Source organism: Paracoccus zeaxanthinifaciens ATCC 21588 (assembly GCF_000420145.1).
Classification (GTDB): domain Bacteria; phylum Pseudomonadota; class Alphaproteobacteria; order Rhodobacterales; family Rhodobacteraceae; genus Paracoccus; species Paracoccus zeaxanthinifaciens.
Genome location: NZ_ATUJ01000013.1, coordinates 55,097 through 68,689, shown reverse-complemented (window position 1 = coordinate 68,689; position 13,593 = coordinate 55,097). Strand labels below are relative to the sequence as shown.

The window sequence follows — 13,593 nt, the reverse complement described above, 5'->3', positions numbered from 1 at the left end:
CCGACCATGCCCAATCTGCGCACCAAGGGGAAATCGTCCATCGTCTGGATCCTGATGGGTCTGATGGTGATGGGGCTGGGCGGCTTCGGCGTCACCAGCTTCTCGGGCGGGTCCACCCGTCTGGGCAAGGTCGGCGATACCGACATCACCGCCCAGGATTACGGTCGTGCCCTGCAGGCGCAGATCAACGCGATTTCCCAGCAAAGCGGTCAGCGCATCACCATGGCGCAGGCCCGCGAGATGGGCGTGCCGCAATCGGTCGTCCAGCAGCTGGTCTCGGCCGCGGCCCTGGCCGAAGAGGCGGGCCGCATCGGTGTGTCGGTCGGCGACAGCCAGGTCGCGCAGGCGATCCGCGGGCTGGGCGCCTTCCAGGGGCCGAACGGCGATTTCGACCGCACCGCCTATGGCCAGGTCCTCCAGCGCGAGGGCTATACCGAGAGCAGCTTCGAGGAACAGATCCGCGAGGATGAGGCCCGCCTGATCCTGCAGCGTGCCGTCGTGGGCGGCGTCGCGGCACCCGATGCGATGGTCGATCAGACCGCGCGCTGGATCCTGCAGACCCGCGACCTGTCCTGGGTCGAACTGACCGAGGCCGATCTGACCGAAGGCCTGGCGACCCCCGACGACGAGACGCTGCGCGCCTGGCATCAGGCCAATGCCGACCGCTTCACCGCCCCCGAGACGCGCAAGCTGACCTATGCCTGGGTCACACCCGACCGGCTGGCCCCCGAGGTCGAGCTGGACGAGGACGCCCTGCGCGCGACCTATGAACAGCATATCGACGAATACCAGCAGCCCGAGCGCCGCATCGTCAGCCGCCTGGTCTTCCCCTCGCAAGAGGAGGCGGATGCCGCGCTTGCGCAGATCGAGGCCGGTGAGGCCGATTTCGACAGCTTCGTGCTGGCACGCGGCCTGACCGCCGAGGATGCGGATATGGGCGAGGTGACCGAGGCCCAGCTTGGCGCGAACGGCCCCGAGGTCTTCGCGCTGCAGGACACGGGCGTCGCAGGCCCGCTGCAGACCGATCTTGGCCCGGCGCTGTTCCAGGTGAACGCGATCCTCGATCCGATCGACATCCCGTTCGAGCAGGCGCAGGAGGATCTGCGCACCGAGGCCGCCATCGACCGCGCCGCGCGCCAGATCGCGACCCGCAGCCCGGACTACGAGGATCTTCTGGCCGGCGGCGTCCCGCTGGAGGAGATCGCCGAGGATACCGAGATGGAGCTGGGCCAGATCGACTGGACCGCCGAACTGCAGCCCGAGGGCGGCAGCATCGCAGGCTATGACGGCTTCCGCGAGGTTGCCGCACAGATCACCGCAAGCGATTTCCCCGAACTGCACGAGCTGGCCGATGGCGGCGTCTTCGCGGCCCGGCTGGACGAGATCGTCCCGCCTTCGCTGATCCCCTTCGAGGAGGTCCGCGACGAGGTTGAGGCCGACTGGCGCCAGTCCGAGATGCACCGCCAGCTGCTGGCGCGCGCCGCGGACCTGCGCCTGCAGGAAATGTCGGATGACGTGCCCGCATCGGTCGATGCCGAACCCGCCCAGCCCGCCCGTCAGGACGCGCCGCTGGACTGGACCGCCGAGACCGACCTGTCGCGCGACGCCTATCTTGGCGATCTGCCGCAGCAGATCCTGTCGCAGGCCTTCGATCTGGACGAGACCGGAGAGACCGAGGTCGTCGATGCGGGTAATCGCGTCTTCCTCGTGCGGCTGGACCAGGTGACCGAGGCCGACCTGTCCGACGACAACGCCGCAGGCATCCGCGATGCGCTGAGCGCGCGACTGAACCAGTCGCTGCAGGGCGACATCTTCGACTTCTATGCGCGCCACGTGCAGCGCAACCTGGATGTGACGGTCAACCAGCAGGCCGTCGAATCCGTCAATTCCCAGGTGCAGTGATGCAGATCCATCCCGAGTTCTCGGCCTTCGAGGCCGAATGGAATGCCGGCCGCAACCAGCTTGTCACGATCAGCCTTGCGGCCGACCTGGACACGCCCGTCAGCCTGATGCTGAAACTGGCCGAGGCCGGACCCCAGAGCTTCATGCTGGAATCCGTGACCGGCGGCGAGGTTCGCGGCAGGTACTCGATCGTGGGGATGAAGCCCGACCTGGTGTGGCAATGCCGCGACGGCAATGCGCGGATCAATCGGCAGGCGCGCTTCTCGGACCAGTTCGAGGACGATCCGCGCCATGCGCTGGACAGCCTGCGCGCGCTGATCGCCGAGAGCCGGATCGAGAACATGCCCGACGGCGTGCCCCCGGTCGCGGCGGGGCTGTTCGGGTACCTGGGTTACGACATGATCCGGCTGGTCGAGAACCTGCCCGATGTGAACCCCGATCCGCTGGACCTGCCCGACGCGATCCTGATGCGCCCGTCCGTGGTGGCGGTGCTGGACGGGGTCAAGGGCGAGGTCACGCTATGCGCGCCCGCATGGCATGACGGCGACGACAATGCCCGCGCCGCCTATGCCCGCGCCGCCGAACGCGTGATGGAGGCGCTGCGCTCGCTGGACCGTCAGCCCTCGGAACCCCGCGCCCTGGGCGAGGACCGCCAGATCGGCGAACCCGTCTCGAACTTCGCGAAGGCCGACTACCTGGGCGCGGTCGAGAAGGCCAAGGAATATATCCGCGCCGGGGACATCTTCCAGGTCGTCCCGTCGCAGCGCTGGAAGATGGACTTCCCGCTGCCGCCCTTCGCGCTCTATCGCAGCCTGCGCCGGACGAACCCGTCGCCCTTCATGTTCTACCTGAACATGGACGGCTTCCATATCGTCGGTGCCAGCCCCGAGATCCTCGTGCGCCTGCGAGAGGGAGAGGTGACGATCCGTCCCATCGCAGGCACGCGTCCGCGTGGTGCCGACGAGGCCGAGGATCGCGCGCTGGAAGAGGATCTGCTGTCGGACCAGAAGGAGCTGGCCGAACATCTGATGCTGCTGGACCTGGGTCGCAACGACGTGGGTCGCGTCGCCCGCCCGGGCACCGTCCGCCCGACCGAGAAATTCGTGATCGAGCGTTACAGCCACGTCATGCATATCGTCTCGAACGTCGTCGGCGAACTGCGCGAGGGCGAGGATGCACTGTCCGCGCTGCTGGCCGGTCTGCCTGCGGGCACGGTTTCGGGTGCCCCGAAGGTCCGCGCGATGGAGATCATCGACGAGCTGGAGCCCGAGAAGCGCGGCGTCTATGGCGGCGCGGTCGGCTACTTCGCCGCCAATGGAGAGATGGACATGTGCATCGCCCTGCGCACCGGCGTCATCAAGGATGACAGCCTGTATATCCAGGCGGGCGGCGGCGTCGTCTATGACAGCGACCCCGAGGCCGAGTTCCAGGAGACGGTGAACAAGAGCCGCGCCCTGCAACGCGCCGCCGAAGGTGCGGCCCGCTTCGTGCGCGGCAACGGCTGACATGAAAAAGGCGGCCCGATAGGGCCGCCTTATCTTGGATCAGTCCAAGGCAGATCAGTTCGCCGGAGTGGTCTCGGGCGCGTTCGGATCGTTGCCCGTCATGTCGCTCTCGGCTTCTTCCATGTTGGCTTCGGTGTCACCGGCCTCCATGTCGCCCGGTTCCATGTTCTCACCGTCCATCGGCGCGGTCGGCTCGGCCATCGGATCCTCGCCCTCGGCAGCCATCGGATCGGCGGCCATCGGGTCGGCAGCCTCGTCGCCGCTCATGGCGTCGGTGGTCTCGGCCTCGGTCGCGGCCTGATCGCGGAAGACGTATTCCGGCGCGGCGTCGGCCTGTTCCTGCGTCAGGGTCGCGGTGATTTCCTGCGCGTCCGAGTTGACCGTCAGGTCGGTCCAGGGCAGGGCGATCTGCTTCTCGCCGATGCCGAGGAAGCCGCCGACGCCGATGATCGCGGCCTTCATCTCGCCGGTGTCGCCGTCGATGATCAGGTCGTTGATCTCGCCGATATCGTCGCCTTCAGGCGAGGTGACGTTCGTGCCGGTGATCCAGTCGAGGCGCAGCTCGTTCTGGGCCTGCTCGACCTCGACCATCTCGGCGGCCTCGGCTGCGGCTGCTTCCTGCTCGGCTGCGGCGGCATCGGCCTCGGCGTCCGCGGCCATCGCATCTTCGCCAGCCGGGTCGTTCGCCGGGTCGGTGGCCATCGGCTCGGTCTGGGTCATCGTGTCTTCTGCGGCGGGTTCGGTTGCCATGCTATCCTGAGCGTATGCGGCACCGAAGCCGATCGGCAGGACCAGGGCGGTCGTCATCAGAATGTTGCGCATGTCAATCTCCTTTTGACTGCGTGGCACGCTGCCACGTTGGATGAATGGACAATGCACAATCTGAAAGCACGGTTCCCAAGACAAAGGGCACCGGTGGAAAGCCGCCGGTGCCCTGAAACCTTGTCGAAAGGTCCGTGATTCTCAGTCTTCGCCCCGGAAAGGCTGCACATACTGCAGCGCCATGTCCCAGGGGAAGAAGATCCAGGTGTCCTGGCTAACCTCGGTCACATAAGTGTGAACCTGCGGTTTTCCCTTCGGCTTGGCATAGACGGTGCCCAGATGCGCCTTCGGATACATCTGGCGGACCAGTTCCAGCGTGCGCCCGGAATCGACCAGGTCGTCGATGACGAGGATGCCTTCGCCGTCGCCCATCAGTTCGGGATCGGGCGATTTCAGGACCTTCAGGCCGCCCTGTTCCTGCTTGTGATAGGATTTCACGCTGATCGTGTCGATCGTGCGGATGTCCAGTTCGCGCGCGACGATCATCGCGGGCACAAGGCCGCCGCGGGTGATCGCGACGACCGCGCGCCAGTCCTTGCCGTCAAGGCGCCACGCCAGGGCGCGCGCGTCGCGGTGCAGCTGGTCCCAGCTGACGTGAAAACCTTTTTCGTGGGGCAGGCGATCGTTCATCGTTCCCTTCCTTCAATTCTGGCCGGCGGGGCCTTCTCAGTGACGCAGGATCAGCGAGGCGCCGAGGGCGGCGATGGCCAGCCCCGCGCCGCGGTCGATCCAGAACTTGGCTGCGTGATAGCGTTTCCGGAGAACCGGCAGCGCCATGAGCAATGCAAGCGCGGTATAGAAGAAAAGCTCGACCGACAAGGCTGTCAGGTAGATCGCGCCCTTGTCCATCGGGGCAAGGATGGCGGGAAAGATCGACAGCAGCACGGCCGAGTAGAAGAGCGCGGGCTTGGGGTTCGACATGTTCAGCGCGATGCCGCCGGCAAAGCCCATGCCGGGATTTCCGCCCTCGGGCAGGGGATCGGCGGCATGGCGCCACATCTTCAGCCCGATATGGATCAGGTAGGTGCCGCCCGCCACCTTCATGGCGATCAGCGTCCAGGGGGCGACGCGGAACAGCGCCGTCAGCCCCAGCAGCGCAAAGAGGCACCAGAACGACGCCCCGAGCGCCAGCCCCCAGCCATAGGCCAGCGCCGACCTGCGCCCAAGCGAGAATGCCCCCTGGCTGACCGCGATCACGCCGGGACCCGGCGACAGGATCGCGGCCGTCAGGGTGGCCACGAACAGGGCCAGCTGATCCAGCGTGATGTTCAGCAAGGCCCTGCCGTCCTCAGTCCTTCTTGGTCGTGGCGATGTCGGGCGCGTCCACGGCCTTCATCCCCACCACGTGATAGCCCGCATCGACGTGATGCGTCTCGCCGGTGACGCCCGAACCCAGGCGCGACAGCAGGTACAGCGCCGAGTTCCCAACGTCTTCCTGCGTGACATTGCGACGCAGAGGAGAGTTCAGCTCGTTCCACTTCATGATATAGCGGAAATCGCCGATGCCCGAAGCGGCCAGCGTCTTGATCGGACCCGCGCTGATCGCGTTCACGCGGATGTCGTCCTTGCCGAAATCCTCGGCCAGGTAGCGGACGGACGCCTCGAGCGCGGCCTTGGCGACGCCCATGACATTGTAATGCGGCATGACGCGTTCGGCACCGTAATAGGTCAGCGTCAGCATCGAGCCGCCATCCGTCATCATCGCGGCGGCGCGACGGGCGACGGCGGTGAAGCTGTAGACGGAAATGTCCATCGTCATCAGGAAGTTCTCGCGCGTGGTCTCGGCATAGCGGCCGCGCAGCTGTTCCTTGTCCGAGAAGCCGATGGCGTGGACGAGGAAGTCGATCTTGCCCCATTTCTCGGACAGGGCCGCGAACAGCTGGTCGATCGACTCGCCATCCGACACGTCGCAGGGCAGCACGGTATTCGAGCCCAGTTGGGCCGCCAGCGGGTCGACGCGCTTCTTGAGCGATTCACCCTGATAGCTGAAGGCAAGCTCGGCCCCCTCGGATGCAAGCGCCCTGGCGATGCCCCAGGCAATCGACTTGTCGTTGGCAAGCCCCATGATGAGGCCGCGCTTGCCGGCCATCAGGCCGCCCTTGTGATCGCTTGACATGTAATGTCCCCCGCGCTTTCAACCCAGTATCAGCGGTGATTAGGCCAACTGCCCTGCCGCATCAAGCACAAGGACCAGCGCCATGACCGACCGAGGCGGAATATTCGCGGGCGACGACCCCTTCGAGATCGTCCGTTCTTGGCTGCAAGAGGCCGAGCAGTCCGAACCGAACGACCCCAATGCCATCGCCCTTGCGACCTCTGACGCCACGGGAATGCCCGATGTGCGGATGGTCCTGCTGAAGGACGTGGACGGGCAGGGGGCGGATGGCAGCTTCGTCTTCTACACCAACTACGAAAGCGCGAAGGGCATGCAGCTGGCCGAGAATGCCCAGGCGGCCTTCGTGATTCACTGGAAGTCGCTGCGCCGCCAGATCCGCGTCCGCGGCCATGTCGAACGCGAAGAGGGTCCGCAGGCCGACGAATACTATGGCAGCCGCGCCCTGCAGAGCAGGCTGGGTGCCTGGGCCTCGCGGCAGTCGCGCCCGCTGGACAGCCGCACCAGTCTGATGGCCGATGTCGCCAAGGCCGGTCTGCGCCACGGAACGCAGCCCGAACGGCCGCCCTTCTGGGGAGGTTTCAGGATTCGTCCGACCCAGATCGAGTTCTGGGCGGATGGCGCATTCCGGCTTCATGACCGATTTGTGTGGACAAGAAACGGGCAATCCGATTGGGATATCAAACGATTGTGTCCCTGACGATCGGCGACATCACGCCACTGTCGTTAAATATAGGAGGACAAGCGCTATCTCCGGCGGGTATGTTGTTGTGGAGAGTTAATACTGCGAATATTCTCTGTATCTTGATTGGTTCAATAGTGACTGTGGGAAAGCGATGACAGAAGACAGCGGCATGAAGCTGGCGACCGGTTTGGTGAAGTGGTTCGACCCCGCCAAAGGTTACGGCTTCATCCTCAATAGCGAAGGTGGGGCGGACATTTTGCTGCATGCGAATGTCCTGCGCAACTTCGGCCGCAGCTCGGTCGCGGACCAGTCCCGCGTGACCGTCAAGGTCCAGGACACGCAGCGCGGCGTCCAGGCCGCCGAGGTCCTGTCGATCGAACCGCCCGAAAGCGACGGCCAGCCCCCCATCGCCGATCTGGATGCCGAGGTGATCGAGCATCTGGACGCGCTGCCGCTGCGTCCGGCCCGCGTCAAGTGGTTCGACAAGGCCAAGGGCTTCGGCTTCGCCAACATCTTCGGCCACCCCGAGGACGTGTTCATCCATATCGAGGTGCTCCGTCATTCCGGCTTCTCGGACCTCGTGATCGGCGAGGCGATCTGCCTCCGCGTCGTCGAGGGTCCGCGCGGGCTGATGGCCGCGCAGATCGCGGCATGGGACCTGGCGCTGCATGACCGGAACGAGGATGCGCAGGGTCAGCAGGATCTCGGCGCCGAGCAGTCCTATCTTGCCCATGTGGCCGAGTAAGGCCGCAGCGCTTCTTGCGGTCCTGATGCCCGCCGCCGCGGCGGCGGTGGAATGCGCGCCCGGCAGTCTTGTCGTCGATACCGGTGCGGAAACGCTCGGGTTTCGGGTCGAGGTCGCGGACAGCCCCGAAGAGCGCGCGCAGGGCCTGATGTTCCGCAAGGAGCTGCCTGCGGGCACCGGAATGCTGTTCATCTACGAATCGCCCCAGCCGGTGTCCTTCTGGATGCGCAACACACTGATCCCGCTGGACATGGTCTTTGCGGATGAAACCGGCGTCATCCGCCACATCCACCGCAATGCGCGCCCGCTGGACGAGACGCCCATTCCGGGCGCGGCGGTCGGCGATCCGGACCCCGACCGGCTGTTCGTCCTCGAAATCGCGGGCGGAGAGGCGGATCGCCTTGGCCTGAAGCCCGGTCAGCCGATGGCGCATCCGGGCATGGGCGACAATGCGGTCCTGGCCTGCGACTAGGTCTTTCCCTTGCCGGAACAATCGGCTAAAGCCTTCCGCAGTCGGGGCGTAGCGCAGCCTGGTAGCGCGACGGTTTTGGGTACCGTAGGTCGGAGGTTCGAATCCTCTCGCCCCGACCATCTTCGGGAAAACATTAATATTTCCAGCGACGGAACGCGTGATGCGCCTGCCGCGTTCGGCGGCGAATGTCACGGATGATCCGCCTATGAGCCCTGAACGCAGATGTCACGCGATGCCCTTTGGTCGCACCCCGATGGGCTGGTCATGCACCGCGCGGCAGCGTAGCCTGTTCCCTGTCATATCAAGCAAGGGGCCGGCATGAGCACTTGGGCCGCAATCCTGACCGTCATCCTGACCGTCGCCGCGATGGAGCTGACGGCCTACTCCGTCCATCGGTGGATCATGCATGGCCCCCTGGGCTGGGGCTGGCATAAATCGCACCACGACGAGGATCACGACCACGCGCTCGAGAAGAACGACCTCTATGGCGTCATCTTCGCGGTAATCTCGATCGTGCTGTTCGCGATCGGCGCGATGGGGTCGGATCTGGCCTGGTGGCTGGCGGTGGGGGTCACCTGCTACGGGCTGATCTACTATTTCCTGCATGACGGCTTGGTGCATGGGCGCTGGCCGTTCCGCTATGTCCCCAAGCGCGGCTATCTTCGTCGCGTCTACCAGGCACACAGGATGCATCACGCGGTCCATGGCCGCGAGAACTGCGTCAGCTTCGGTTTCATCTGGGCGCCCTCGGTCGACAGCCTCAAGGCAGAGCTGAAACGCTCGGGCGCGCTGCTGAAGGACCGCGAAGGGGCGGATCGCAATACATGAGCCATGATCTGCTGATCGCGGGCGCGGGGCTGTCCGGTGCGCTGATCGCGCTTGCCGTTCGCGACCGCAGACCGGATGCGCGCATCGTGATGCTCGACGCGCGGTCCGGCCCCTCGGACCAGCACACCTGGTCCTGCCACGACACGGATCTTTCGCCCGAATGGCTGGCGCGCCTGTCGCCCATTCGTCGCGGCGAATGGACGGATCAGGAGGTCGCGTTTCCCGACCATTCGCGCCGCCTGACGACAGGCTATGGCTCGATCGAGGCGGGCGCGCTGATCGGGCTGCTGCAGGGTGTCGATCTGCGGTGGAATACGCATGTCGCGACGCTGGACGATACCGGCGCGACGCTGACGGACGGCTCGCGGATCGAGGCTGCCTGCGTGATCGACGCCCGTGGTGCCGTCGAGACCCCGCACCTGACCGTGGGTTTCCAGAAATTCGTGGGCGTCGAGATCGAGACCGACGCCCCCCATGGCGTCGAGCGCCCGATGATCATGGACGCGACCGTTCCGCAGATGGACGGGTACCGCTTCATCTATCTGCTGCCCTTCAGTCCCACCCGCATCCTGATCGAGGATACGCGCTACAGCGACGGCGGCGATCTGGACGATGGCGCGCTGGCGCAGGCGTCGCTGGACTATGCCGCCAGGCGGGGCTGGACCGGGCAGGAGATGCGGCGCGAAAGGGGCATCCTGCCCATCGCGCTGGCCCATGACGCCATAGGCTTCTGGCGCGACCACGCGCAGGGGGCGGTGCCGGTTGGGCTGGGGGCAGGGCTGTTCCACCCCGTCACCGGATATTCGCTGCCCTATGCCGCGCAGGTCGCGGATGCCATCGCGGCGCGCGACCTGACGACCGCGTCCGCCCGTCGCGCGGTGCGCGGCTGGGCCATCGATCGCGCGGATCGCGACCGCTTCCTGCGGCTGCTGAACCGGATGCTGTTCCGCGGCTGCCCGCCCGACCGTCGCTATCGCCTGCTGCAGCGGTTCTACCGCCTGCCGCAGCCGCTGATCGAGCGCTTCTATGCCGGGCGCCTGACATTGGCCGACCGGCTTCGCATCGTCACCGGACGCCCGCCCATTCCGCTGTCGCAGGCCGTGCGCTGCCTGCCCGAACGCCCCCTGCTGCAGGAGAGAGCATGAGTTCCGCCATCGTCATCGGCGCAGGTTTCGGCGGGCTTGCGCTTGCCATCCGCCTGCAATCGGCCGGCATCGCGACCACCATCGTCGAGGCCCGCGACAAGCCCGGCGGCCGCGCCTATGTCTGGAACGATCAGGGCCACGTCTTCGATGCAGGCCCGACGGTCGTGACCGACCCCGACAGCCTGCGAGAGCTGTGGGCCCTCAGCGGCCAACCGATGGAGCGTGACGTGACGCTGCTGCCGGTCTCGCCCTTCTACCGGCTGACATGGGCGGACGGCCGCAGCTTCGAATACGTGAACGACGACGACGAGCTGATCCGCCAGGTCGCCTCCTTCAATCCCGCCGATGTCGATGGCTATCGCCGCTTCCACGATTACGCCGAGGAGGTCTATCGCGAGGGGTATCTGAAGCTGGGGACCACGCCCTTCCTGAAGCTGGGCCAGATGCTGAACGCCGCGCCCGCGCTGATGCGCCTGCAGGCATACCGCTCGGTCCACAGCATGGTGGCGCGCTTCATCCAGGACCCGCATCTGCGGCAGGCCTTCTCGTTCCACACGCTGCTGGTCGGCGGGAACCCGTTTTCGACCAGCTCGATCTATGCGCTGATCCATGCGCTGGAACGGCGCGGCGGCGTCTGGTTCGCCAAGGGCGGCACCAACCAGCTGGTCGCGGGCATGGTCGCCCTGTTCGAGCGTCTTGGCGGCACGCTGCTGCTGAATGCCCGCGTCACGCGGATCGACACCGAGGGCGATCGCGCCACGGGCGTCACGCTGCTGGACGGGCGGCAGTTGCGCGCGGATACGGTGGCCAGCAACGGCGACGTGATGCACAGCTATCGCGACCTGCTGGGCCATACCCGCCGCGGGCGCACCAAGGCCGCGATCCTGAACCGGCAGCGCTGGTCGATGTCGCTGTTCGTGCTGCATTTCGGCCTGTCCAAGCGCCCCGAGAACCTGGCCCACCACAGCGTCATCTTCGGCCCGCGCTACAAGGGGCTGGTGAACGAGATCTTCAACGGGCCACGCCTGCCGGACGATTTCTCGATGTATCTGCATTCGCCCTGCGTGACCGATCCCAGCCTGGCCCCCGAGGGGATGTCCACGCATTACGTCCTTGCGCCCGTTCCGCATCTGGGCCGCGCCGATGTCGATTGGGAAGCCGAGGCCCCGGGCTATGCCGAGCGCATCTTCGAGGAACTGGAGCGCCGCGCCATCCCCGACCTGCGCAAGCACCTGACCGTCAGCCGCATCTTCAGCCCCGCCGATTTCAGCACCGAACTGTCGGCCCATCACGGCAGCGCCTTCTCGGTCGAGCCGATCCTGACGCAATCCGCCTGGTTCCGCCCGCATAACCGCGACCGCGCGATCCCGAACTTCTACATCGTGGGGGCGGGCACGCATCCGGGTGCGGGCATCCCGGGTGTCGTTGGCAGCGCCAAGGCCACGGCGCAGGTCATGCTGTCGGACCTGGCCGTCGCATGACCGATCTGACGGCGACTTCCGAAGCGGCCATCGCGCAGGGTTCGCAAAGCTTCGCGCAGGCGGCCAAGCTGATGCCGCCCGGCATCCGCGAGGATACGGTCATGCTCTATGCCTGGTGCAGGCATGCGGATGACGTGATCGACGGGCAGGTGATGGGTTCTGCCCCCGAGGCGGGCGGCGACCCACAGGCGCGGCTGGATGCGCTGCGCGCCGACACGCTGGCCGCGCTGCACGAGGACGGCCCGATGTCGCCGCCCTTCGCGGCGCTGCGCCAGGTCGCCCGGCGGCATGATTTCCCGGACCTTTGGCCGATGGACCTGATCGAGGGTTTCGCGATGGATGTCGCGGATCGCGAATACCGCAGCCTGGATGACGTGCTGGAATATTCCTACCACGTCGCGGGGGTCGTGGGCGTGATGATGGCGCGGGTGATGGGCGTGCAGGACGATGCGGTGCTGGATCGCGCCTGCGATCTGGGCCTTGCGTTCCAGCTGACGAACATCGCTCGCGACGTGATCGACGATGCCGCCATCGGGCGCTGCTATCTGCCTGCCGACTGGCTGGCCGAGGCGGGGGCGACGGTTGAGGGTCCGGTGCCTTCGGACGCGCTCTATTCCGTCATCATCCGCCTGCTTGACGCGGCCGAGCCCTATTATGCCTCGGCGCGGCAGGGGCTTCCGCATCTGCCGCCGCGCTGCGCGTGGTCGATCGCCGCCGCGCTGCGTATCTATCGCGCAATCGGGACGCGCATCCGGCAGGGTGGCCCCGAGGCCTATCGCCAGCGGATCAGCACGTCGAAGGCTGCCAAGATCGGGCTTCTGGCGCGCGGAGGCTTGGACGCGGCCGCATCGCGCCTGCGCGGCGGTGAAATCAGCCGCGACGGCCTGTGGACCCGACCGCGCGCCTAGGCGCTGCGGCGGATGTCATGCGGCAGCACGCGGGCCAGCAGGTCCGCGATCTGCCCCCCGCGGAACAGCCGGGTGCGCATCAGCTCGTCCAGTTGCGCGCGGCTGGCGCGGTAATGCTGCGCCACGTCGCCCATCTGTCCGACCGCCATCAGGCCGCGCTTTGGGCCGGGGGCGGCGGTGTCGCGCCCCGTATCCTTGCCGGTGCTGGCCTTGTCGCCGATCACGTCCAGCAGGTCGTCATAGGACTGGAAGACCCGACCAAGCTGACGCCCGAAGGCCATGAGCTGCTCGGTCTCGGCCTTGTCCAGACCCTTAATAATGGACAGCATCTCGAGGCCCGCGACGAACAGCACGCCGGTCTTGAGGTCCTGTTCACGTTCGATCCCGGCGGCGTCCTTGGGGGCGTGCAGGTCCAGATCCTGCCCTGCGCACAGCCCCACCGGTCCCATCGCGCGCGACATGGATGCGACCAGCCTTGCGCGCTGATCCGGCGTCGCGCCGCGCGCCTCGCCCAAAATCCGCATGGCCTCGGTGATCAGGGCGATGCCCGCAAGCACCGCGCGCCCCTCGCCATGGGCGACATGGGTGGCGGGCTGACCGCGACGGGTCCTGGCATCGTCCATGCAGGGCATGTCGTCGAAGATCAGCGATGCGGCATGGACCATCTCGACCGCGCAGGCGGCATCGACCATCGCATCGCAGACCCCGCCCGAGCTTTCGGCGACCATCAGCATCAGCACGGCGCGAAAGCGTTTGCCGGGGGACAGGGCGGCATCGCTCATGGCCGCGCCGAGCGGGGCCGAGACCACGCCGAACTGGCCCGAGATCTGCGCCAGCCTGATCTCGACCAGATCGCGTAGGGGGAATTGCTGCTTGGGCGTCATCGGTGCCTTCGTTGCGTCAGTCATGCGACCGGATCGGCAACGCCCCATGCGCCTGCCACATCGCGTCACGGGCATGGCCCGAAGACAGGTCGACGCAACCACA

General features: G+C 66.5%; 14 protein-coding genes and 1 tRNA gene. 10 read left to right on the top strand and 5 right to left on the bottom strand.

Annotated elements, in window-relative coordinates; genetic code table 11:
- The first annotated feature begins 6 nt into the window (after positions 1-6).
- The gene (locus tag F804_RS0112140; RefSeq protein ID WP_040596027.1) at positions 7-1,902 is read left to right on the top strand and encodes a SurA N-terminal domain-containing protein; all 1,896 of its coding nucleotides are present in this window, start codon (positions 7-9) and stop codon (positions 1,900-1,902) included.
- Complete coding sequence (gene trpE / locus F804_RS0112135; protein WP_022708011.1) at positions 1,902-3,407, top strand: anthranilate synthase component I; 1,506 nt, start codon at positions 1,902-1,904, stop codon at positions 3,405-3,407. Before F804_RS0112140 ends, trpE begins: the two co-directional genes overlap by 1 nt.
- A 54-nt stretch (positions 3,408-3,461) precedes the next feature.
- Here the strand turns inward: trpE and F804_RS17015 are convergent, their stop codons facing one another.
- From F804_RS17015 to fabI, 4 genes are all read right to left on the bottom strand, one after another.
- Positions 3,462-4,229 carry a PRC-barrel domain-containing protein gene (locus F804_RS17015; RefSeq protein WP_022708010.1) on the bottom strand — a complete coding sequence of 256 codons (768 nt, stop codon included), beginning with the start codon at positions 4,227-4,229 and terminating at the stop codon, positions 3,462-3,464.
- A 141-nt stretch (positions 4,230-4,370) separates the two neighbouring features.
- Positions 4,371-4,859 (bottom strand): xanthine phosphoribosyltransferase, encoded by a 489-nt coding sequence (gene gpt / locus F804_RS0112120; RefSeq protein WP_022708009.1) that lies wholly within the window; start codon positions 4,857-4,859, stop codon positions 4,371-4,373.
- Positions 4,860-4,895: 36 nt separating this feature from the next.
- Positions 4,896-5,504 carry a LysE family translocator gene (locus tag F804_RS0112115; protein ID WP_022708008.1) on the bottom strand — a complete coding sequence of 203 codons (609 nt, stop codon included), beginning with the start codon at positions 5,502-5,504 and terminating at the stop codon, positions 4,896-4,898.
- 13 nt (positions 5,505-5,517) lie between these two features.
- Positions 5,518-6,345, bottom strand: coding sequence for an enoyl-ACP reductase FabI (gene fabI, locus F804_RS0112110; RefSeq protein WP_022708007.1), 828 nt, complete (start codon positions 6,343-6,345; stop codon positions 5,518-5,520).
- Positions 6,346-6,427: 82 nt separating this feature from the next.
- Between fabI and pdxH the strand changes: the two genes are divergently transcribed.
- From pdxH to F804_RS0112070, 8 genes are all read left to right on the top strand, one after another.
- A complete protein-coding gene (pdxH, locus tag F804_RS0112105; RefSeq protein WP_022708006.1) occupies positions 6,428-7,042 on the top strand; it encodes a pyridoxamine 5'-phosphate oxidase in 615 nt (204 codons plus the stop codon).
- A 136-nt stretch (positions 7,043-7,178) separates the two neighbouring features.
- Positions 7,179-7,772 (top strand): cold-shock protein, encoded by a 594-nt coding sequence (locus F804_RS16440; protein WP_051142374.1) that lies wholly within the window; start codon positions 7,179-7,181, stop codon positions 7,770-7,772.
- Positions 7,759-8,244, top strand: a complete 486-nt coding sequence (locus tag F804_RS0112095) for a DUF192 domain-containing protein (RefSeq protein ID WP_022708005.1) — start codon at positions 7,759-7,761, stop codon at positions 8,242-8,244. Before F804_RS16440 ends, F804_RS0112095 begins: the two co-directional genes overlap by 14 nt.
- 42 nt (positions 8,245-8,286) lie before the next feature.
- Positions 8,287-8,363 (top strand) — tRNA-Pro (locus tag F804_RS0112090).
- 199 nt (positions 8,364-8,562) lie between these two features.
- Entirely contained in the window at positions 8,563-9,072 is a 510-nt protein-coding gene (locus F804_RS0112085; protein ID WP_022708004.1) for a sterol desaturase family protein, read from the top strand.
- Positions 9,069-10,217 carry a lycopene beta-cyclase CrtY gene (crtY, locus tag F804_RS0112080; protein ID WP_022708003.1) on the top strand — a complete coding sequence of 383 codons (1,149 nt, stop codon included), beginning with the start codon at positions 9,069-9,071 and terminating at the stop codon, positions 10,215-10,217. Before F804_RS0112085 ends, crtY begins: the two co-directional genes overlap by 4 nt.
- Positions 10,214-11,698 carry a phytoene desaturase gene (locus F804_RS0112075; protein WP_022708002.1) on the top strand — a complete coding sequence of 495 codons (1,485 nt, stop codon included), beginning with the start codon at positions 10,214-10,216 and terminating at the stop codon, positions 11,696-11,698. The genes crtY and F804_RS0112075 overlap by 4 nt, the downstream gene beginning before the upstream one ends.
- The gene (locus tag F804_RS0112070; protein WP_040596018.1) at positions 11,695-12,606 is read left to right on the top strand and encodes a phytoene/squalene synthase family protein; all 912 of its coding nucleotides are present in this window, start codon (positions 11,695-11,697) and stop codon (positions 12,604-12,606) included. Before F804_RS0112075 ends, F804_RS0112070 begins: the two co-directional genes overlap by 4 nt.
- Here the strand turns inward: F804_RS0112070 and F804_RS16435 are convergent.
- The gene (locus F804_RS16435; RefSeq protein ID WP_169447695.1) at positions 12,603-13,514 is read right to left on the bottom strand and encodes a polyprenyl synthetase family protein; all 912 of its coding nucleotides are present in this window, start codon (positions 13,512-13,514) and stop codon (positions 12,603-12,605) included. The genes F804_RS0112070 and F804_RS16435 overlap by 4 nt on opposite strands.
- Positions 13,515-13,593: the final 79 nt, after the last annotated feature.

What these genes read in the sequence shown, in the direction of transcription:
- F804_RS0112140 (WP_040596027.1), top strand. Translation starts at nt 7, where the DNA reads ATGCCCAATCTGCGCACCAAGGGGAAATCGTCCATCGTCTGGATCCTG.
- trpE (WP_022708011.1), top strand. Translation starts at nt 1,902, where the DNA reads ATGCAGATCCATCCCGAGTTCTCGGCCTTCGAGGCCGAATGGAATGCC.
- F804_RS17015 (WP_022708010.1), bottom strand. Translation starts at nt 4,229, where the DNA reads ATGCGCAACATTCTGATGACGACCGCCCTGGTCCTGCCGATCGGCTTC.
- gpt (WP_022708009.1), bottom strand. Translation starts at nt 4,859, where the DNA reads ATGAACGATCGCCTGCCCCACGAAAAAGGTTTTCACGTCAGCTGGGAC.
- fabI (WP_022708007.1), bottom strand. Translation starts at nt 6,345, where the DNA reads ATGTCAAGCGATCACAAGGGCGGCCTGATGGCCGGCAAGCGCGGCCTC.
- pdxH (WP_022708006.1), top strand. Translation starts at nt 6,428, where the DNA reads ATGACCGACCGAGGCGGAATATTCGCGGGCGACGACCCCTTCGAGATC.
- F804_RS16440 (WP_051142374.1), top strand. Translation starts at nt 7,179, where the DNA reads ATGACAGAAGACAGCGGCATGAAGCTGGCGACCGGTTTGGTGAAGTGG.
- F804_RS0112095 (WP_022708005.1), top strand. Translation starts at nt 7,759, where the DNA reads ATGTGGCCGAGTAAGGCCGCAGCGCTTCTTGCGGTCCTGATGCCCGCC.
- F804_RS0112085 (WP_022708004.1), top strand. Translation starts at nt 8,563, where the DNA reads ATGAGCACTTGGGCCGCAATCCTGACCGTCATCCTGACCGTCGCCGCG.
- crtY (WP_022708003.1), top strand. Translation starts at nt 9,069, where the DNA reads ATGAGCCATGATCTGCTGATCGCGGGCGCGGGGCTGTCCGGTGCGCTG.
- F804_RS0112075 (WP_022708002.1), top strand. Translation starts at nt 10,214, where the DNA reads ATGAGTTCCGCCATCGTCATCGGCGCAGGTTTCGGCGGGCTTGCGCTT.
- F804_RS0112070 (WP_040596018.1), top strand. Translation starts at nt 11,695, where the DNA reads ATGACCGATCTGACGGCGACTTCCGAAGCGGCCATCGCGCAGGGTTCG.
- F804_RS16435 (WP_169447695.1), bottom strand. Translation starts at nt 13,514, where the DNA reads ATGACTGACGCAACGAAGGCACCGATGACGCCCAAGCAGCAATTCCCC.